The 20044-nt window shown below is 67.3% G+C and carries 19 protein-coding genes; 10 read left to right on the top strand and 9 right to left on the bottom strand.

The features are described from left to right. Positions 1 to 91: 91 nt before the first annotated feature. Entirely contained in the window at positions 92 to 832 is a 741-nt protein-coding gene (phbB, locus tag AC5P65_RS06810) for an acetoacetyl-CoA reductase (RefSeq protein WP_005417754.1), read from the bottom strand. A gap of 16 nt (positions 833 to 848) precedes the next feature. Continuing rightward, positions 849 to 1769 (bottom strand): tRNA glutamyl-Q(34) synthetase GluQRS, encoded by a 921-nt coding sequence (gene gluQRS, locus AC5P65_RS06815; protein WP_111097872.1) that lies wholly within the window; start codon positions 1767 to 1769, stop codon positions 849 to 851. A gap of 93 nt (positions 1770 to 1862) precedes the next feature. Between gluQRS and htpX the strand changes: the two genes are divergently transcribed. Then, positions 1863 to 2729, top strand: coding sequence for a protease HtpX (gene htpX, locus AC5P65_RS06820; protein ID WP_111097871.1), 867 nt, complete (start codon positions 1863 to 1865; stop codon positions 2727 to 2729). Positions 2730 to 3395: 666 nt separating this feature from the next. On the opposite strand, the gene AC5P65_RS06825 is transcribed toward htpX, so the two are convergent. Continuing rightward, a complete protein-coding gene (locus AC5P65_RS06825) occupies positions 3396 to 4223 on the bottom strand; it encodes an inositol monophosphatase family protein (RefSeq protein ID WP_005417749.1) in 828 nt (275 codons plus the stop codon). Positions 4224 to 4343: 120 nt separating this feature from the next. Here AC5P65_RS06825 and AC5P65_RS06830 point away from each other — a divergent pair, with 120 nt between their 5' ends. The 3 genes from AC5P65_RS06830 to AC5P65_RS06840 all read left to right on the top strand — a co-directional run bounded on the left by AC5P65_RS06830 (position 4344) and on the right by AC5P65_RS06840 (position 8217). Beyond that, positions 4344 to 5114, top strand: coding sequence for an RNA methyltransferase (locus AC5P65_RS06830; protein WP_111097870.1), 771 nt, complete (start codon positions 4344 to 4346; stop codon positions 5112 to 5114). 77 nt (positions 5115 to 5191) lie between these two features. Continuing rightward, positions 5192 to 6094, top strand: coding sequence for a phosphate/phosphite/phosphonate ABC transporter substrate-binding protein (locus tag AC5P65_RS06835; protein WP_032953776.1), 903 nt, complete (start codon positions 5192 to 5194; stop codon positions 6092 to 6094). Beyond that, complete coding sequence (locus AC5P65_RS06840) at positions 6091 to 8217, top strand: putative bifunctional diguanylate cyclase/phosphodiesterase (protein ID WP_111097869.1); 2127 nt, start codon at positions 6091 to 6093, stop codon at positions 8215 to 8217. Before AC5P65_RS06835 ends, AC5P65_RS06840 begins: the two co-directional genes overlap by 4 nt. 80 nt (positions 8218 to 8297) lie before the next feature. On the opposite strand, the gene epmB is transcribed toward AC5P65_RS06840, so the two are convergent. Continuing rightward, the gene (gene epmB, locus AC5P65_RS06845) at positions 8298 to 9338 is read right to left on the bottom strand and encodes an EF-P beta-lysylation protein EpmB (protein WP_111097878.1); all 1041 of its coding nucleotides are present in this window, start codon (positions 9336 to 9338) and stop codon (positions 8298 to 8300) included. A 96-nt stretch (positions 9339 to 9434) separates the two neighbouring features. Here epmB and efp point away from each other — a divergent pair, with 96 nt between their 5' ends. From efp to AC5P65_RS06870, 5 genes are all read left to right on the top strand, one after another. Continuing rightward, on the top strand, positions 9435 to 10001 hold the full coding sequence (gene efp / locus AC5P65_RS06850) for an elongation factor P (RefSeq protein ID WP_005410381.1): 567 nt from the start codon (positions 9435 to 9437) through the stop codon (positions 9999 to 10001). 163 nt (positions 10002 to 10164) lie between these two features. After that, a complete protein-coding gene (locus AC5P65_RS06855) occupies positions 10165 to 11508 on the top strand; it encodes a TRZ/ATZ family hydrolase (protein ID WP_019660513.1) in 1344 nt (447 codons plus the stop codon). A gap of 24 nt (positions 11509 to 11532) precedes the next feature. After that, positions 11533 to 12249: a bifunctional 2-polyprenyl-6-hydroxyphenol methylase/3-demethylubiquinol 3-O-methyltransferase UbiG gene (gene ubiG, locus AC5P65_RS06860; RefSeq protein WP_019660512.1), complete on the top strand. Its 717-nt coding sequence runs from the start codon at positions 11533 to 11535 to the stop codon at positions 12247 to 12249. Next, a complete protein-coding gene (locus tag AC5P65_RS06865) occupies positions 12246 to 12941 on the top strand; it encodes a phosphoglycolate phosphatase (RefSeq protein WP_180832179.1) in 696 nt (231 codons plus the stop codon). Before ubiG ends, AC5P65_RS06865 begins: the two co-directional genes overlap by 4 nt. An 11-nt stretch (positions 12942 to 12952) precedes the next feature. Then, positions 12953 to 13657: a squalene/phytoene synthase family protein gene (locus AC5P65_RS06870; RefSeq protein ID WP_019660510.1), complete on the top strand. Its 705-nt coding sequence runs from the start codon at positions 12953 to 12955 to the stop codon at positions 13655 to 13657. A 158-nt stretch (positions 13658 to 13815) separates the two neighbouring features. On the opposite strand, the gene AC5P65_RS06875 is transcribed toward AC5P65_RS06870, so the two are convergent. The 3 genes from AC5P65_RS06875 to yidD are packed head-to-tail and all read right to left on the bottom strand — an operon-like array spanning position 13816 to position 16266. Continuing rightward, on the bottom strand, positions 13816 to 14664 hold the full coding sequence (locus AC5P65_RS06875) for a M23 family metallopeptidase (protein ID WP_164144710.1): 849 nt from the start codon (positions 14662 to 14664) through the stop codon (positions 13816 to 13818). Continuing rightward, complete coding sequence (locus AC5P65_RS06880) at positions 14664 to 16010, bottom strand: dihydroorotase (protein ID WP_111097867.1); 1347 nt, start codon at positions 16008 to 16010, stop codon at positions 14664 to 14666. The genes AC5P65_RS06875 and AC5P65_RS06880 overlap by 1 nt, the downstream gene beginning before the upstream one ends. Before the next feature lies 1 nt (position 16011). Continuing rightward, positions 16012 to 16266 (bottom strand): membrane protein insertion efficiency factor YidD, encoded by a 255-nt coding sequence (gene yidD / locus AC5P65_RS06885; protein ID WP_010486626.1) that lies wholly within the window; start codon positions 16264 to 16266, stop codon positions 16012 to 16014. A 271-nt stretch (positions 16267 to 16537) separates the two neighbouring features. On the opposite strand from yidD, the gene dksA reads away from it, so the two are divergent. Continuing rightward, positions 16538 to 17764, top strand: a complete 1227-nt coding sequence (gene dksA / locus AC5P65_RS06890; RefSeq protein ID WP_111097866.1) for an RNA polymerase-binding protein DksA — start codon at positions 16538 to 16540, stop codon at positions 17762 to 17764. A gap of 571 nt (positions 17765 to 18335) precedes the next feature. Here dksA and AC5P65_RS06895 read toward each other — a convergent pair. Then, positions 18336 to 19583: an MFS transporter gene (locus AC5P65_RS06895; protein ID WP_111102822.1), complete on the bottom strand. Its 1248-nt coding sequence runs from the start codon at positions 19581 to 19583 to the stop codon at positions 18336 to 18338. Beyond that, positions 19580 to 20032: a SufE family protein gene (locus AC5P65_RS06900; RefSeq protein WP_021204183.1), complete on the bottom strand. Its 453-nt coding sequence runs from the start codon at positions 20030 to 20032 to the stop codon at positions 19580 to 19582. The genes AC5P65_RS06895 and AC5P65_RS06900 overlap by 4 nt, the downstream gene beginning before the upstream one ends. Positions 20033 to 20044: the final 12 nt, after the last annotated feature.

A 20044-nucleotide genomic window follows, 5' to 3' on the forward strand; every position in this document is an offset into this window, starting at 1 on the left:
GCGATCATGTTGCGCAACAAGGGTTTGCGTGCTGCGCAGCATGACCATCGGCAGGGGCCGCCGGTGCATGCCGCGGCGCCCCCTGCGCGGCTCACCAGCCCATGTGGTGGCCGCCGTTGATGTCCAGGTTGCTGCCCGTGATCCACGAGGCTTCCTCGGCCACCAGGAAGGACACGCCATAGGCGATTTCTTCCGGCTTGCCGAGGCGCCCGGTGGGAATGTCGGCGATGATCTTGGCGCGCACGTCCTCCGGAACCGCCATCACCATGTCGGTGGCGACGTAGCCGGGCGAAATGGTGTTGACCGTAATGCCGAAGCCGGCGTTCTCGCGGGCCAGCGAGATGGTGAAGCCGTGCATGCCGGCCTTGGCCGCAGCATAGTTGGCCTGGCCGTACTGGCCCTTCAGGCCGTTGATCGAGCTGATCTGGATGACCCGGCCCCAGCCGCGGCGGCGCATGCCTTCGATGACCGGCCGGGTGACGTTGAACACCGAGTTGAGATTGGTGTTGATCACATCGTGCCACTGGTCCGCGCGCATGCGGTGGAAGGTGGTGTCACGGGTGATGCCGGCGTTGTTGACCAGGATCTCGACCGGGCCCAGCTCGGCCTCGACCGCACGCACCAGCGCCTCGGCGCTGCCTGGATCGGAGACATCGCCCGGGAAGATCGACACGCTGTAGCCGCGCTCGGTCATCGCCTGCTGCCATGCGCGGGCCTTGTCCTCGTCGCGGTAGTTGGTGGCGACCCGGTGGCCCTGGTCGGCCAGGCGTTGGCAGATGGCGGTACCGATGCCGCCGGTTCCGCCGGTGACCAGTGCGACGCGAGATGTCATGGAATGCTGTCCGGAATCAGGTGGGGGAAGGGGGATTCTGCAACATCGGCGCGGAAAGTGCGCCGGCCGGCAACAGGATGTCGGTCCGCGGCAGTCGAGCCGGGTCGAATGCCCGTTGCGCAGTGTGCAGCAGCGCATCCCGGTCATCGGCGCCGTCCAGTGCGGCAGGGGCCTGGCCCAGCAGCTGCCAGAGCGCGCGCAGTACCGGCACCGGCCGTGTACTGTCCACCGGCAGCGACGCCAGCGACTTGGACAGTTTGTGGCCGGGGGCGTCCAGCAGCAGCGGCAGGTGCCAGTAGCGCGGCACGGCCAGGCCCAGCGCCTGCTGCAGCAGGATCTGCCGCGCGGTGGAATCGAGCAGATCGGCGCCGCGCACCACTTCGGTCACCCCCTGCGCGGCGTCATCGACCACCACCGCGAGCTGGTAGGCCCAGCAGCCGTCGGCACGGCGCAGCACGAAGTCGCCGACTTCGGCATGCACGTCCTGCTGCTGCGGGCCGCGCAGGCCATCGTCGAAGTGCACGATGCTGCCCGGCGGCACGCGGAAGCGGACGGCAGGGTCCGGTCGCGGTTGCCGCGCAACGCAGCGGTGATGGATGCCGCCGTTGGCGGCCAACTCGCTGCGGCTGCAGTGGCAGATGAAGGCCAGATCGCTGGCCAGCAGCATGTCCAGTGCGGCCTGGTAGGCCTCGCCGCGGGTGCTCTGCCAGAGGATCGGGCCGTCGTGGGCGAGGCCGAACGCGGCCAGCGCCTGCAGCTGTGATGTGGCGGCACCGGGCACGGTGCGCGGCGGATCGACGTCTTCGATGCGCAGCCGCCACAGGCCGCCATGGTGGCGGGCCAGCAGCCAACTGCCGAAGGCGGCGAGCAGGGATCCGGGATGGAGCAGGCCGGTCGGCGAGGGCGCGAAGCGGCCGCAGGGAACAATGGCGGTCATGCAGGCTGAATCGTCGGTCAGGTTGGCGCTTGAATTCAAGCTGAGCGCACCGCAAATTGACGGATATCGACCCCTTCCGAGCCGGATTTTCCCATGTTCACCCGTATTGCCCTGTTCCTGGCGACCAACTTCGCGGTCCTGATCCTCGCCAGCATCGTGATGTCGCTGGCGGGAACCGACCCGAGCAAGATGAGCGGTCTGCTGATCATGGCCGGCATCTTCGGTTTCGGTGGCTCCTTCATCTCGCTGCTGCTGTCCAAGTGGATGGCCAAGCGCTCCACCGGTGCGGTGGTGATCACCGAGCCGCGCAACCAGACCGAGCGCTGGCTGCTGGCCACCGTCGAGCGGCAGGCCAAGGCGGCCGGCATCGGCATGCCCGAGGTGGCGGTCTATGACGGCCCGGAGATCAATGCCTTCGCCACCGGTGCCAACCGCAACAACGCGCTGGTGGCGGTGTCCACCGGCCTGCTGCACAACATGAGTGAAGACGAGGCCGAAGCGGTGCTGGGCCACGAGATCGCCCACGTCGCCAACGGTGACATGATCACCATGGCACTGCTGCAGGGCGTGTTGAACACCTTCGTGATCGTGCTGGCCCGCGTGGTCGGCGGCATCATCGACAGCGCGCTGTCGGGCAACCGCGAAGGCGGCGGCCGCGGCTTCGCCTACTACATCATCGTGTTCGTGCTGGAGATGGTGTTCGGCCTGTTCGCGACGATGATCGCCATGTGGTTCTCGCGCCACCGCGAGTTCCGCGCCGATGCAGGCGGTGCCTCGCTGGCTGGCCGCCAGAAGATGATCGCCGCGCTGGAGCGCCTGCAGTTGAACCACGGCCAGAGCACGCTGCCGACCCAGATCGCCGCGTTCGGTATTGCCGGTTCGACGGCCAAGAAGCTGTTCATGAGCCACCCGCCGCTGGAAGAGCGCATCGCCGCGCTGCGGGCGTCGACGGTGGCGTAACTCTCTGCTCCTTGTTAGTGCAGGAACGCCTGGCCCCGCGCCGGGCGTTTTTGTTTTGCGCGCGCACGCATTGGTGGCGCCAGGCGATGCCTAGGATCATTTCCGCGACCGCGGAGGGGTGTCACTTTCTTTGCGCGCAAAGAAAGTAACCAAAGAAACGCTCCGCCAGCCGCGAGCCGTCGCTACGCGCCGGTACCCTGCGCTTCTCGGTGAATCAGGGGACGGCGCCGAACTCGCTGCGCTCAGACACCGGCGCCTCTTCGCCCCTGATTCCCCTGCGATGCTCGGCTCGCTCAAGGCGGACTGGAAGATCAAGATCAAGATCGACAGCATCCACACGTGGCGCGGATCTACTGGGTGCAGCTGTGGCATTTGACGTTGGGTCCGCCTTGAGCGAGCCGAGCACCGCAGGTCCGGCGAGGGCGAAGAGGTGCGGGTGTCTGAGCGCAGCGAGTTCCCGCACCGTCCCTCGACGGTCCGAGGAGCGCAGGGTACCGGCGTGCGCAGCACGTCGGCTCGCGCCCCGGCGGCGTGTTTCTTTGGTTACTTTCTTTGCGCGCAAAGAAAGTGACACCCCTCCGCGGTCGCGGAAACGACTCTCCGTGCGCACAAACGAAAACGGCACCTTCGCAGATGCCGTCCCCATGAACCGCTTTACGCGAAACCTCAGAACTTCGCGTCGAACTCGGCGGCGTAGCCGGTGTTCACCAGCACCTTCTGCAGCGACTCGGCCACCTTCAGGTTGCCGGCTACGATCTGGTGGGTCTCCGGGCCACGGTTGTCCATGCGGCCCAGGGTCGCGCCCTTGAAGTCACAGACCTTGCCGCCCGCCTCGCGGACCAGCAGCAGGCCGGCGGCGATGTCCCACGCCTTCACACCGGCTTCGAAGTAGGCGTCGGCGCGGCCGCAGGCCACGTAGGCCAGGTCCAATGCGGCCGAACCGGTGCGGCGGATGTCCTCGCCGTGCACCAGCAGGGCGTCGACCGCCTTCAGCTGGGCGCTGGCGCGGCTGCGCTCGCGCGGGGCGAAACCGGTGTGGATCATCGTGCCTTCCAGATCCTTGCGGTCGGCCACGCGGATGCGGCGGTCGTTCAGCACGGCGCCGGCACCACGGCTGGCGGTGAACAGTTCATTGCGCAGCGGGTCGAAGATGACCGCGTCGGTCGGCTCGCCGTTCTCGACCAGCGCGATCGACACGCAGTAGTGCGGCACGCCACGCAGGTAGTTGCTGGTGCCGTCCAGCGGGTCGATGACCCACATCTGGCGACGCTCGCCCTGCACGCCACCTTCTTCACCGAAGATGCCGTAGTCCGGGTAAGCGCGCTTGAGTTCCTTGACGATGACCTTTTCCGCGTCCGCATCCACTTCGCTGGCGTAGTCCATCCGGCCCTTCTGCACCACGTTCAGTGCCTCGAGCTTGTTGATGTTGCGCAACAGGACGTTGCCGGCGAGGCGGGCGGCCTTGACCATGACGGTGACGGCGGGTTTCTGCATGGCGTGGGCTCCCGGAAAGGCAGAAGAGATGGACTGGCGGGGGAAAAGAGCGGGTCCGGCGCAGTGGCCGGCCGCACAGTTTACCATTGGTCATCGTCCAGCTCGACCTTTTCCCTGTTCATGTCCCAGTTTCCCGCCGCCACCCGCCTCCGATTCGTCCTGGTCGGTACCCAGCATCCCGGCAACATGGGGGCCGCCGCCCGTGCCCTGAAGACCATGGGCCTGGCCCGCCTGGTGCTGGTCGCTCCCGAAAAGCCTCTGGACGAGGAGGCCTTCCGCCGCTCGGCCGGGGCCGAAGATGTGCTGGGGGACGCCCCGGTGGTCGCCACCCTGGCCGAGGCCGTGGCCGATTGCCGCCTGGTGCTGGGCTGCACCGCGCGTGCCCGCCGCGTGCAGCTGGAGGAGTACCTGCCGGCCGATGCCGCCGCCCGCGCGGTGGCCAAGGCGGGCGAGGGCGCCGAGGTGGCGCTGGTGTTCGGTCGTGAGCGCACCGGCCTGACCAACGAGGAACTGCAGCTCTGCCATGCGGCGGTGCACATCCCGTCCGATCCTGAGTTCAGCTCGCTCAACCTGGCGGCCGCCGTACAGGTGCTGGCCTATGAAACGCGCATGCAGCTGCTGGGCGCGCAGCCGGCCCCCAATGCCGAGCCCGGCTTCCGCGAACAGGCCGCCAGCCATGAGCAGATGGAGAGCTTCTTCGCCCAGCTCGGCGACACGCTGGACGAGATCGATTTCCACAAGGGCCGCGCGCCGGAATCGGCGATGCGCAAGCTGCGCCGCCTGTTCCTGCGTAGCGAGCCAAGCGAGCAGGAAGTGCGCCTGTTGCGCGGCATCCTCGCCGACACCCAGCGCATGGCGCGACTGGCACAAGCAGGCAACAAGGATAGCTGACGACGTTCTCATTTTTTCGGGTAGTCTGTCTGGATACCCAGGGGGGGATGAAGCCTGTGTCGGGTCTGCGAAAGGCAATGCAGGGGGGACTGCTGAGCCTGGCCATGGTCCTGCTGGCCGGGACGGTGCGTGCAGCACCGGACCACGTGCTGGTGCTGGGCCGGATCAGCGATGATCCCAAGGCCCACTACGAGCAGCTTCAGCCCTTGCTGGATTACGTGGTGGCGCGCATGCACGACGTTGGCATCAAGGAGGGGAGGATCCTGATGGCACGCGATCCACAGCAGATGGCCAGCTATCTGCGGCGCGGTCGTGTCGACTGGGTCACGGAAACCTCGGGTACGGCGGTGGCGCTGGGCCAGCGCAGTGGCGCCCGTCCGCTGCTGCTGACCGAGCGCAACGGTGTGCGGGAGTACCAGACGGTTTTCTTCGTGCGCCGCGACAGCCCGATCCAGCGCATGCAGGATCTGCGGGGCCATCGCCTGGCCCTGCAGAACACGGCGTCCACCAGTGCCTACCTGGTGCCGGTGATGACGTTGCTGCAGGAAGGCCTGTCGCCGCAGATCCTGGCCGGTGCATGGGACATGCCGGGCCCAGATAGCGTGGGCTACGTATTTGCACGCAGCGAGCTGAACATCGCGACGTTCGTGCACAAGGGGGTGGTTGACGTGGGAGCAGTGAGCAGCGTGGACTGGAATGACGAACGGCGGATGCCAGCAGCGTTCCGGCGCGACTTCCGCGAGCTGCTGCGCACCGAACCCTACCCGCGTGCGGTGGAGATGGTCCGCGCCGACCTTGATCCACGCGTGCGCGATCGCCTGCAGGAAGTGCTGCTGCAGGCGGCCGGCGACCCGAGGGCACGGGGAGCGCTGCATCGGTTTTTTGGCACTTCCGGGTTCCACCGTGTCGATGCGCATGCGCAGCAGCGGCTGGATGAATTGAAACAAGGATTGACGCGCGTGCGGATGGAAGTGGAATGAAGTGGCTTGGCTCGGGGATGCAGGCCCGGTTCCTGCTCGCGATGGGCGGGGCAATGGTCGTGGTGATCGCGATCCTGGCAGTGTTGTTGGGGCGGCAAGCGGCGATGCAGGGCGAGGTGCGCAACCTCAGCGGTGGCGTCATCCATGAATTGTTCGACCGCAGCGTGCGCAGCCGCGGCGAGGCGATGGCGCGCGAGTTGTCCGATGCGCTGGCCAACCCGTTGTACTACCGTGACCTGGACCAGGTTGGCGTACTGGTGCGCAGTACTGCGCGCCAGCCCGTGGTGCGCTACGTGCTGGTGTTCGACGAACGCGGCCGGCTGGTTCACGACGGCTCGGTCGAAGTATCCGGTTTCGGCCAGCCGATGGCTGATCCTCTTGCACCCAAGGCCGCGGCTGCGCAGGCGCTGGTCGTGCAGGAGTCGCCGAAGGTGCTCGACAACACCATGCCGATCATGGTCGGCAACCAGCGCATTGGCGGCGTCCGCGTCGGCATGGCGCTGGATGAGGTGCAGCAGCGCGAGCAGGCAGCCAACGCCACCTTGGGCGAACGCCTTCAGCAGGTCGGCAGCCGTCACCTGGGCTGGCTGCTGTTGATGCTGGGCCTACTGGTGGTGATCGGCGTGGTCGTGATCCTGTACGTGCAGCGTACTCTGGTTGCGCCGATCCGTGATCTTGCCGTCGCTGCCCGTCGCATCGAGGCGGGCGACTACCAGACGCCGCTGGCCGAGAACACCCGCGACGACGAGGTGGGTGAACTGGTGCGCGGTTTTGCCCGCATGCGTGATGCGATCGCCCGCCATGACCGCGAAGTGCGGCGCATGGCCTATACCGACGCGTTGACCGGGCTGACCAACCGGCTGGCATTCCGCGAGGCGCTTGATCATCGGTTGATGGCTGCCCGTGCCGCCAATCACCGGTTGGGCCTGTTGTTCGCCGATATCGACGACTTCAAGCGAGTCAATGACACCCTTGGCCACGAAGCTGGCGATGAAGCACTGCTGCAGTTTGCACAGCGTATCGATCGCGCGGTCACCGAAGCCGGGGGCGATGAAGCCCTGTTGGCGCGCTTCGGCGGAGATGAGTTCGTGATCCTGGTGGGCGATGGTGATGTGGCCGCAAATGCGCGGCTGCTGGCTGAAGTGCTGGTGCGGGAGCTGGGCAAGCCGCTGGTGGTGCAGGGCCGGGAACTGTTCCTGGGTACCTCGATCGGCGTGACCCTGTTCCCTGACGATGCGGCCGATGCCACCACCCTGCTGAAGAACGGCGACATTGCCATGTACCAGGCAAAGATGGCGGGCAAGAACTGCTATCGCTATTACAGCCGGGCGATGGACCATGCAGTCGAGCGTCGCGTGCATATGGAACAGGAGCTGCGCGGCGCCTGGGAGCGCGGCGAACTGCGCCTGGCCTACCAGCCGATCTTCCGCATGCGCGACCGCCGCATGGTCGGCGTTGAAGTGCTGCTGCGCTGGCAGCACCCGACCCTGGGCACGATCCCGCCTTCGGTGTTCATCGAGGTGGCCGAGCAGAGTGGCCTTATCGAAGTCATCGGCCCGAAGGTGCTGCGTGCGGCCTGCATGGAGGCCGCGCAATGGCCGCGCGGGACGGCCGGGGACGACCTGTTCGTGTCGGTCAACGTGTCGCCACGGCAGTTGCGCGGCGGCGAACTGCCGGCACTGGTGGCGCAGTGCCTGCATGAGTCCGGGCTACCGGCCTCGCGCCTGCATCTGGAGCTGACCGAAACCGCCGTGATCGGCGACGAGATGGTGGCCGCACAGCTGCTGGACAAGCTGCACCGCACCGGCGTGAAGGTCTGGCTGGACGATTTCGGCACCGGCTTCTCCGGTCTCAGCCATCTTCGCCAGGTACCGGTGGACGGGGTGAAGATCGACAAGAGCTTCGTGGCCGACATGCAGCGCGATCCCGACGATCTGGCGCTGACCACGGCGATCATCGCCATGGCCCACGCACTGGGCATCACCGTGGTGGCCGAGGGCATCGAGCAGCAGGCGCAGTTCGACCTGCTGGTGCAGCGCGGCTGCGATCTTGGCCAGGGCTACTGGCTGAGTCATCCGGTGACCGCCACCGAAGTGGTGCGGATGATCGAATCGGGCCTCTGACCGACACAAAAAAAAGGGACGGAGGGGATTAAGTCGCTTGTGCATTTGCGACTTAATCCCCTCCGTCCCCTTTTTTGGGGCTACAGCGGACGCTTGCTCGGGTCGCCGGGCAGTTCGCGCACCAGTTTCGGGATCAGATAACCGGACAGGCGCGCGGTCAGGCCGGCAATCAGCGCCTTGGCCTGGGCGTCATCCACTTCGAAGTGGGCCACGCCCTCGACCCGGTCCAACTGATGCAGGTAGTAGGGAAGCACGCCGGCGTCGAAGCTGCGCTCGCTCAGGTCCTGCAGGGCCTGCACGCTGTCATTGACCCCGCGCAGCAACACCGCCTGGTTCAGCAGTTGGGCGCCGGTAGCGCGCAGGCGGGCCATCGCCGCGTCCACGCTGGCGTCGAATTCATTGGCATGGTTGGCGTGGACCACGATCGCCAGCGGCCAGGGCAGACTGCCCAGCCAGGAGACCAGCTCATCGTCCACGCGCTCGGGCAGCACGATCGGCAGCCGGGTGTGGATGCGCAGGCGGTGGATATGCGGGATGGCGCGCAGGGCATCGGTCAGTTCGACCAGCTTGTGCGTGGCCAGCGACAGTGGGTCACCGCCGGACAGGATCACCTCGTCGATGTCCGGGTCGGCGGCGATGGCGGCTACGGCCTCCTGCCAGCCACCCTTGGCGGCGTTCTCCGCGCCATAGTCGAAGTGGCGGCGGAAGCAGTAGCGGCAGTTGATCGCGCAGCTGCCGGTGGCGACCAGCAGGGCGCGGCCACGGTACTTCTGGATGACGCCGGTGGCCTTCTTGGCCGCGCCATCGCCCACCGCATCGAAGCTGAACCCGGGCGCGGGACGCATTTCCTCGTCGATCGGCAGCACCTGGCGCAGCAGCGGATCGGCCGGATCACCCTTGCGCATGCGGGCCACGAACCCCTCCGGTACGCGCAGCGCGAACTGGGCCATTGCCGCTTCCGAGACGCCCAGCGCGGCCGGGTCCAGCTGCAGCCGGGCCAGCAGGGCCTGTGGGTCGCGCAGTGCCTGGCGCCAGAGCTGCTGCCAGCGCGCGGGCGCGCCTGGCGACTGGGGCCGGGGGAAGGCGGAAAGCTGCATGGAGAGGGGGCCTGCGGTTATCATGGGGGCAGAAAAACAGTCGCCCACCGGCATCCGGTGGGCTTTCCATTCTAACGGCTCGCCGCACCCGCGGCGTTTCTGCCACTCAGGAGTTTACGCATGGCCAGCTACGGCATGAACGACGTCAAGAACGGGATGAAGATCCTGGTCAACAACCAACCGGCCGTCATCATCGACACCGAATACGTCAAGCCGGGCAAGGGCCAGGCCTTCACCCGCGTGAAGTACCGCCTGATCAAGGACGGCCGTACCCAGGAAGTCACCATGAAGTCGACTGACTCGCTGGATGCAGCCGACGTCGTCGATACCGACATGAACTTCATGTACAGCGATGGCGAGTACTGGCACTTCATGGATCCGGAATCCTTCGAGCAGGTCCAGGCCACCAAGGCCGGCATGGGCGGCGCCGAGAAGTGGCTGAAGGGCGAAGAGTCCTGCGTGGTCACGCTGTGGAACGGTGAGCCGATCTTCGTGCAGCCGCCGAACTTCGTCGAGCTGAAGATCACCGAGACCGATCCGGGCGTCCGTGGCGACACCTCGGGCGGCGGCGGCAAGCCGGCCACCCTGGAAACCGGCGCCGTGGTCCGCGTGCCGCTGTTTGTCAACCAGGACGAAGTGATCCGCGTCGACACCCGTTCGGGCGAGTACTCCGCACGCGTCAAGTAATCCGGCGCAGCCGGATTACCTGTAGAGCCGAGCCATGCTCGGCTTTCCGGGCATAACCCGGAACCCGTTGCTGGCGCCCATGGCGCCGCAGCGGACAGCCGCCGGGCATGGCCCGGCGCTACCGCCTCCCGCCAGGCCCTTCTCCAATAGCCAGTGAGCCCGCATGAGCGATAGCCCGCACCTCCCCGAAGCCTGCGACCTGCTCATCGAAGCCGGTTACGTCGTTCCGATCGAGCCGCATGCGGTGGTGCTGGAAGACCATGCCGTCGCCGTGCGTGGCAGCGAGATCGTGGCCATCCTGCCGCGTGCCGAGGCGCGCGCGCGCTTCCGTGCCGCCCAGGTAGTCAGTCGCCCCGAGGCCGCGCTGATGCCGGGCCTGGTCAACGCCCACACGCACAACCCGATGACCCTGCTGCGCGGCGTCGCCGACGACCTGCCGCTGATGACCTGGCTGCAGCAGCACATCTGGCCGGTGGAAGCGGCGGTGATCGGCCCCGAATTCGTTGCCGACGGCACCACCCTGGCCATCGCCGAGATGCTGCGCGGCGGCACCACCTGCGCCAACGAGAACTACTTCTTCGGCGACGTGCAGGCCGCGGTCTACAAGAAACACGGTTTCCGCGCGCTGGTGGGCGCGGTCATCATCGATTTCCCCACCGCCTGGGCCAAGACCGACGACGAGTACTTCGCCAAGGCCGGTGAACTGCACGACCAGTGGCGCACCGATCCGCTGATCGCCACCGCGTTCGCGCCGCATGCGCCTTACACGGTCAACGATGCCAACTTCGAGCGGGTGCGGATGCTGTCCGACCAGCTCGACATGCAGGTGCACCTGCATACCCACGAGACCGCGCAGGAAATCAACGATTCGATCAGGCTGCACGGCCAGCGCCCGCTGGCGCGGCTGGACCGGCTCGGCCTGGTCAACGACCGCCTGATTGCGGTGCACATGACCCAGCTGACCGATGCGGAAATCCACCTGTGCGCCGAGCGCGGCGTGAGCGTGGTGCATTGCCCGGAATCCAACCTGAAGCTGGCCTCCGGTTTCTGCCCGGCCTGCGCCCTGCAGCGCGCAGGCGTGAACCTGGCGATCGGTACCGATGGCTGCGCCAGCAACAACGACCTGGACATGTTCAGCGAGAACCGCACCGCGGCGATCCTGGCCAAGGCCGTGGCCGACGACGCCACTGCACTGGATGCGGCAACCACGCTGCGCGCGTCCACGCTGGGTGGCGCACGCGCGCTGGGCTTCGGTGACCGCATCGGCTCGATCGAAGTCGGCAAGCAGGCCGACCTGGTCTGCGTCGACCTGTCTGCGCTGGAAACCCAGCCGCTGCACAACGTGCTGTCGCAACTGGTGTACGCCACCGGCCGCCAGCAGGTCAGCGACGTCTGGATCGCCGGCAAGCCGAAGCTGGTGCAGCGCGAGCTGGTCGGCATGGACCTGCCGGGCATCATCGCCAACGCGCGCCAGTGGCGCGAGCGCATCCGTCATATCCGCGCCTGATCCCTGGCGCCGCAAGGACCCCTCATGACTGCCCCCCACGCTTCCTCCAATTTCGATCAGGCCGAGCTGGACAAGTTCGCCGCGCTGGCCAACCGCTGGTGGGACGCTGACGGCCCGCAGAAGCCGCTGCATGCGCTGAACCCGGTGCGCCTGAAATACGTGGCCGACCGCGTGCCGCTGCGCGGCGCACGTGTGCTCGACATCGGTTGCGGTGGCGGCCTGTTGAGCGAAGCGCTGGCCCAGGCCGGCGCCGATGTCACCGCCATCGACCTGGCCCCGGAGCTGGTGAAGGTCGCGCGCCTGCATGCGCTGGAAAGCGGCGCCAAGGTCGACTACCGCGTGCAGGCCGCCGAGGATCTGGCCGCCGAGCAGCCGGGCAGTTTCGATGTGGTCACCTGCATGGAAATGCTTGAGCACGTGCCCGACCCGGGCGCGATCATCGACGCCTGCAATCGCCTGCTGAAGCCGGGCGGCCACCTGTTCCTGTCGACCATCAACCGCACCGCCGCCGCGTTCGCGGTGGCGATCGTCGGCGCCGAGTACGTGGCGCGACTGCTGCCCAAGGGCACGCACCACTACCAGGAATTCATCAAGCCGGCCGAGCTGGCGCGCTGGCTGCGCGAGGCTGATGTGCAGCTGGTGGATGTCAGTGGCATGGCTTACGAGCCGTGGCGCAACCATGCCCGCCTGAGCAGCCGCACCGACATCAACTATCTGGCCTACGCGGTCAAGCCGGCATGACCGCCGCACGCTTCCCGCGCGCGGTGCTGTTCGATCTGGATGGCACCTTGCTGGACAGCGCGCCGGACTTCGTCGCTACCTGCAACGCGATGCTGGCCGAACGTGGTCGTGCACCCATCGATCCGGCTGCACTGCGCCCGGTGGTGTCGAAGGGCTCGCGGGCGATGGTCTCGGCTGCCTTCCCGGAACTGGACGTCGCCGCACGTGACGCGCTGATCCCGGAATTCCTGCAGCGCTACGAAGCGCTGATCGGCCAGCACGCAGTGCTGTTCGACGGCGTGGCCGGCATGCTCGCCGCGCTGGATGAGGCCGGTACGGTGTGGGGCATCGTCACCAACAAGCCGGAGTACCTGGCGCGCCTGATGCTGCCGCAACATGGTTGGCAGCAGCGTTGCGCGGTGCTGGTCGGCGGTGACAGCCTGGCCGAGCGCAAGCCTCACCCGCTGCCGCTGCTGCACGCTGCGCAGGCCATTGGCGTTGCTGCCGAAGACTGCGTGTACGTGGGTGACGACGAGCGCGACATCATCGCCGCGCGGGCCGCGGCCATGCCGTCGGTGGCGGCGCTGTGGGGCTACCGCCTGCACAGCGACGATCCGCTGGCCTGGCAGGCCGACGTGCTGGTCGAGAACGCTGAACTTCTGCAACTGGCCAGTCTCTGGCCGACCCGGCCGGCAGCCCCGGCCCAGCCGTAAGGAATGGTGTAGTGAGCAGTACCGCGCTGGACAGTTTCCTCGACAAGTGGCGCAGCCGTTGGCCGGAATGGTCGGTGGCCGCCCCGTTCGTGGCCGAATCGCAACGCGAGCTGGCCGTGGCGTGGTTTGCGCTGCTGCAGGAGTTCGACGACATGCTCAACACCAGCGGCGACCCGTTGCCGGCCGACGCCAAGCTGGCGTGGTGGGGCGAGGAGCTGCGCAGTTGGGCCGGGCATCGTTCGCGCCATCCGCTGGGCCGGCTGCTGGAGCCGGTGCGTGCGCCGTGGGCGCAGTTGGCCGAAGCGCTGCCGGATCTGGTTGAAGCACGCACCGTCGCGCCCGATGCAGCCGGCGCCGAGCGCGCGCTGGCCAACTACGCCGAGGCCGTAGCCGCAGTGGAGGCAACCTTGTTCGCGGACAAGCCGCGCACCGGTGCCGGTCGCGCGGTGCAGCTGCAGACCCTGGCCCAGCGCTTGCAGGATGCCGGCGTGGCCGGTGTGCCGCGCAGCCTGCTGGACGGTGATGCCAGCACCGCTGCGCAGCGCTGGGCGCAGCATCTGTTGAAGGGGTGGGGCACCCGCGTGCCCGGCCCGCGCCCGCGCCGCGTGTGGTCCAGCCTGGCACGTGCCCGTGTGGCCGCGCAGGCCGCAGGCAAGCCAATCGAAGCCACTCCGGTGCGCACCCTGCTGCGCGTGTGGTGGGCGGCGCGCGGCTGATCCCGCGCTCCGCCGGGCATGGCCCGGCGCTACCTCGCGCGGTTGATTGAATGCTGTCTGCAGAGCCGAGCCCATGCTCGGCCCATCTCTGCGCGACAGCAGCCGAGCGTGGGCTCGGCTCTACAACAGTGGCTCACCGCTGCACCGGGCGATGGGCGTTATTTGCGCTCCAGCACCAGCAGCGGGTCGATACGGGTCTCGAACCAGTTCATGCCCCAGTGCAGGTGCGGGCCGGTGGCACGGCCGGTGGCGCCGACGGCAGCGATCACCTGGCCCTGCTCCACACGGTCGCCGACTTTTACGTCGATGCGCGACAGGTGCAGGAAGTTGGAGCTGACCCCGAAACCGTGGTCGAGCAGCAGCGTGCCACCGGTCAGGTACAGGTCGGGGCCGGCGAAGGTGACGATGCCGGCGGCCGGTGCCTTTACCGGCGTGCCGGTCGGCACCGCGATGTCCATGCCGGAATGACCGGCACCGGGCTGGCCGTTGTACACCCTCGCATTGCCGAAGCGGCCGCTGATGCGGCCCTGGACCGGCCAGATGAAGGTCTGGGTGAAGTCGGTACGGTCGTCGTCGCGCGAACGTGCAGCGGTTACCTGCGCCTGTTCGCGCTTGATCCGCTCGGCAATCGCCGCCGGCGGATTCACCGTCTTCGGTGGCACCCCGTTGACCCGCTCGGTGGGCCAGTCGCGCGGCGTCACCGCGATGGTTGCGGTCTCGCTGCCACCATCGGGGCGTTGCACCTGCACGTGCAGCGGACCCTTCTCGTCGCGGCCGATGCCGAACACGACGCTGCCATAGCCGCTCACCCGCAGCTGGCGGCCGGCGTACTGCACGCGGCTGCCAGCGGGCACCTTGCCGATCACCAGCGCGCCCTGTGACGCACTGGCCGGGAACACCACGCGGCTGTCGATCAGGCTGCCGATGCCGTCCTGTGCCTGCGCCGACGGTGCGGTGAACAGGGGCGCGGCCAGCAGCAGCGCTCCGAACAGAAGTGCCGAACGCATCAGCGGTCGTAGGTCATGCGCTGGCCGGCGGGTTCGCCCACCAGCTTGCTGCCGTCCCACACCAGCTGGCCGTTGACCCAGGTGGAGGCGATGCGCGAGCGGAAAGTGGTGCCTTCAAACGGCGACCAGCCGCACTTGGACAGCACGTCCTCGCGCTTGACGGTGAACGGCACGTCCTCCACCAGCACCAGGTCGGCAAAGTAGCCTTCGCGCAGGAAGCCGCGTTCTTCCACGTCGAACAGCTGCGCCGGCGCATGTGCGAATTTCTGCACCACCTGCTCGCGGGTCAGCTTGCCTTCGTGCACCCGCTCCAGCGCGGCCACCAGCGCGTACTGCACCAGCGGCAGGCCCGACGGCGCCTGCGCGTAGGGCTTCTGCTTCTCCTCCCAGGTGTGCGGCGCGTGGTCGGTGGCCAGCACGTCCAGCACGTCATCGGCCAGTGCAGCGGTGATTGCCTCGCGGTCGGACACTTCCTTGATCGCCGGGTTGCACTTGATCAGGTTGCCCTTGGTCGCGTAGTCCGGGCGCGCGAAGTGCAGGAAGTGCACGCAGGTTTCGGCGGTGATCTGCTTGCGGCTGCCATCGGCGCGGATCAGCGGGCCCTTCTCGAACAGCGCCAGCTCGTCGGCGGTGGAGATGTGCAGCACATGCAGGCGGGTGCCGTGCTTGCGCGCCAGCGACATCGCCAGGCGGGTCGACTTGATGCAGGCCTCGCGCGAACGGATATCCGGATGCATGTCCGGGGTCAGCGCGTCGCCGTACTTTTCCTGGAAGGCCTTCAGGTTGGCATCGATCATCGGCGTGTCTTCGCAGTGCGTGATGATCGGGGTCGGGCATTCGCGGAAGATCGCATCCAGCGTTTCCGGGTTGTCCACCAGCATGTTGCCGGTAGAGGCGCCCATGAACACCTTCACGCCCGGGGCCTTCTTCGGGTCCAGCGCACGGATCGCTTCGAGGTTGTCATTGCTGGCGCCATGGTAGAAGCCGTAGTTGGCCCAGGCGCGGCCGCGCGCGAGCTCGTACTTGGCTTCCAGGATGGTTGAATCCAGCGTCGGCGGGTTGGTGTTGGGCATGTCCATGAAGCTGGTCAGGCCACCGGCCACGGCCGCCGCCGATTCGCTGGCGATGTCGCCCTTGTGGGTCAGGCCCGGTTCGCGGAAGTGCACCTGGTCATCGATCATGCCGGGAAGCAGCCAGCGCCCGGCCGCGTCCACCACCTGCTCGCCGTCGCGCGGCGCCAGCCCATTGCCGATCTGCGCGATGCGGCCGTTCTCGATGCGCAGGTCGCCGTCGAAGGTGCGGCCTTCGTTGACCATCCGGGCGTTGGTGATGAGGGTGGAGGACATGTCAGTGTTTTCCTGTGCAACGGCAAGAGGGGGCGTGGTTGGATTCGGGCACCGGGTCGAAGCCGCCGGGGTGGAACGGGTGGCAGCGGCCCAGCCGGCGCGCAGCCAGCCAGCTGCCGCGCAGCGGGCCGTGCCGCGAGATGGCTTCCATCGCGTATTCAGAACAGCTCGGCACGAAACGGCAGCGTGGCCCCAGCAGGGGGCTGATGAAGCGCTTGTAGAAGCGCAGCAGGGCAATGAGCAGGCGCGAGATCACCCAGTCATCTTATGCCAGTTGGCATGAAGGCCGCATTTGTGCAGGATGGGCCGTTGGTCGCATGTCGCCGATGGCCTGCGACCGGTACCAGCACCGTCGGGTGCTGGCCAGGTTCCGTACCGCGCAAGGCGGTCCGTGTTCGTCGGACTGCCCATTGGGCGCCTTGGCTCCAGGACTGAATGGGGCAGGGTGCCGAGGTTGCTGCTGCGGGTCGGGTAGGCTATAAAGGCCCGCTTTCCCGGGCCCCGGGGAATCCAAGGAAGAGCGTTTCGTGGCTGCTAAAAAAACTGCAAAGAAGGCCGCAACGGCCGCCAAGAAAACCGCCAAGCCTGTTGTGAAGAAGTTGGCGGCAAAGCCCGTTGCCAAGAAGCCGGCCAGCAAGCCGGCGACCAAGGCAGCGTCCTCGCAACCGGCGGCCAGGAAGGCCACCGCAAAGAAAACGCCGGTCAAGGCAACCAAGCCGGTGGCGAAGAAGGCCGCTGCGCCCGCCAAGGCCAAGCCAGCCGCTGCCAGCAAGAAGGCGCCGGTGAAGAAGACCGTCAGCAAGGCTGCGCCGGTGAAGAAAGCTGCCGCCAAGCCGGTGGCCAAGAAGGCCGCCGCCAAGCCGGCGCCGAAGGCGGTGGTGAAGAAGGCTGCAGCCAAGCCGGTCGCCAAGCCCGTAGCAAAGAAGGTCGCTGCGGCCAAGCCGGTCGCCACGCCTGCCGCTGTAAAGAAGGGTGCCAAGAATGTTGCCGCACCGGCCGTAAAGCCGGCCCCGGCCCCAGTAGTGAAGTCCGCACCGAAGCCTGCTGCCAAGCCGGCTCCGGCCAAGCCTGTCCCGGCCAAGACCGTGGCAGTGGCAGCAGCCCAACCGGCCTCCAAGCCGGCCCCGGCCGCCGCTCCTGCCGCTTCGAAGGCCCCGCAATCCAAGAATCCCGTGCCCGTTTCGAAATCGCCTGCCAAAACCGCCGTGAAATCCGATTCCGCCCCGAAGACCGTGTCGCGCCCTGTCGGCAAGGTTGCCGTGGCCGTCGCCGCCCGCTCGGCAGCACCGGCCCCGCGCAGCAAGTACAAGGTGGTCGAATACAAGACCGACGAGGCCACCGGCCGCCCGATCCTGCCGGCTGGCTACAAGCCGTCCTCGGAAGAGGAATACATGAGCCCGCTGCAGCAGGAGTACTTCCGTCAGCGTCTGCAGAACTGGCGCGCGGACCTGGTGGAAGAGTCCAAGCAGACCATCGAGAATCTTCGTGAGGAAGTGCGTGACATCGGCGATGAAGCCGAGCGCGCGACCCGCGAGACCGAGAACTCGCTGGAACTGCGTACCCGCGACCGCTACCGCAAGCTGATCGGCAAGATCGACAGCACCCTGAAGCGCTTGGAAGCCGGCGACTACGGGTACTGCGTCGACACCGGCGAAGAAATCGGCCTGGAGCGCCTGGAAGCGCGCCTGACCGCCGAGCGCACCATCGACGCCCAGGAGCGTTGGGAGCACCTGCAGAAGCAGCAGGGCGACTGATTCCAGTTCGTTGTCTGGTCATGCGAAGAACCCGGCCTTGGCCGGGTTTTTTGTTGGGTTCGAGTTGGCTGTGTAGAGCAGCGCCTTCCGGGTATCGGGTGGAGCCTGCGGGTGGGTCCGGGCAGGACACGCTGCAAGCCATCCCTGTAAGCTCGGCCGCGGCATCCATGCCGCGGACGGTCCCGCCCGGACCCACCCGCAGGCTCTCGACGGTTTCCTGCGTGCGCGGCCGATGTAGAGCCGAGCCCACGCTCTGCTCAGGCCGACAGGAGCGGTCATGCGTGCTCGCGGCTGTTGAGTCCGCTTTGTAGCGAGCCGAGCACCGCAGGGGAATCAGGGGCGAAGAGGCCGCTCTATCCAGTAGAGCCGACTGCTAGTCGGCTGGCTCTCCGCGCCGTCCCCTGATTCACCGAGGAGCACAGGGCACCGGCGCGCAGCGCCGGCTCGCGGATGGCGGAGCGTTTCTTTAGTTACTTTCTTTTCGCAAAAAGAAAGTGACAAGCCCAATCATCGAGGGAGAGCAACGGCCCCAGCCAAACACCCGGCGCCGCCGAATCCGCTGTTAGCAGCGTCACTGCAGGTCGCGAAGATTCAGTTTCCGCAGCGTTGGGTTCTTCCACGCGGTGATCCCGGCCACGCTCAGCACCGCAAACCCACCCAGCACCACGGCCGGCACCAGGCCGAGCAGCTTCGCCATCGTGCCTGCATAGAACGCGCCCAGCTCGTTGGACGAACTGATGAAGATGCCGTTGATCGACGACACCCGGCCGCGCATCTCTTCCGGCGTGGCCAACTGCAGGATGGTCGATCGGATCACCACCGAGATGCCATCGAAGGCCCCGTAGAACAGCAGGATCAGCGCCGACAGCCAGAAGTGCTGCGACAGGCCGAAGCCGATCACGCACAGGCCGAAACCGGCCACCGCGAACAGCAACACGCGGCCGGCATTGCGGTGCAGCGGGTGGCGGGCCAGCCACAGGCCCACGCACACCGAGCCGAGCGCCGGCATCGCGCGCAGGATGCCCAGGCCTTCCGGACCGTGGTGCAGGATCTCGTGCAGGAAGGCCGGCAGCATCGCCACCACGCCCCCCAGCAGCACCGAGAACATGTCCAGCGCCATCGCCCCGACCATGATCCGGTTGCCGACCACGAAGCGCGCGCCTTCGGCGATGCTCTTGAAGATCGGCGCGGCGGGACCGGTGTGCACCGGTTCTTCCACCTTCAATGTAGCCAGGCAGGCCATCGCCACCAGCGCAAAGGCCGTAGCCACCGCGTAGGAGAGGCCCTTGCCGCCGAAGCCGACCAGCACGCCGCCCAGCGCCGGGCCGGCGACCATGCCGGCCTGGAACACCACCGCGCCGAGGCCTGCGCCGCGCGCGAACTGATCGCGGGCCAGCACGCGGGCGAACAGTGCGTTGTAGATAGGTGACAGGAAGGCGCGGACCATGCCGGTCAGGGCAATGGCTGCATAGATGGGCCACACGCCTTCAAACGGCAGCCAGCCCTTGGCCACGCTGGTCAGTACCAGCGCGGTGGCGATCAGCCCGGAACAGGCCGCCATGCCCAACCGACGCCGCGGCAGATGGTCGACCAGGTAGCCGGCGAATGGCGCCACGCAAAAGAACGGCAGCACCTCGGCCAGGCCGATCAGGCCCAGCGAGAACGGATTGCGGGTGACTTCGTAGATGTGCCAGCCGACGGTGACTGCCACCACCTGGTAGGACAGCATCGCGAAGATGCGGTAGGCCAGCAGCTTGGCGAAGCCGGGCCGGGACAGCAGGCCCAGCGCGGTGTCCTCGGCTGTGGCAGGCTCGTTCACGACGGATCGCGCTGCAGCTGGGTCTGCGCGGTCTCGCGGATGAAGGCCAGCATCGCAGCCACACCATTGCTGCGGGTCGGAGACAGGTGGCGGGCCAGGCCGATGTCCTGGATATAGCTCGGTTCGGTGTCCAGGATCTCCCGCGCCGAGCGCCCGGAGTACACGCGCAGCGCCAGGAAGATCAGGCCGGAGACGATGGCCGAATCACTGATGGCATGGAAGCGCAGCGACTGCGCATTGCCTTCCGGCACGATCCAGACCATCGACTGGCAGCCGAGCAGGCGATGCTCTTCGGTCTTCCATTCTTCCGGGAAGGCCGGCAGCTTGCGGCCGAGGTCGATCAGGTACTGGTAGCGCTCGGACCAGTCGCCGAAGAAGCCGAATTCCTCGGCGATGGCGGTCTGGGCCTCGGCGGCGGTGGGTTCAAGCGGGAACGGGGAGTCGGTCACAACAGTCTCTAC

It is taken from the genome of Stenotrophomonas sp. YJH_SMC_48-3 (assembly GCF_059369375.1).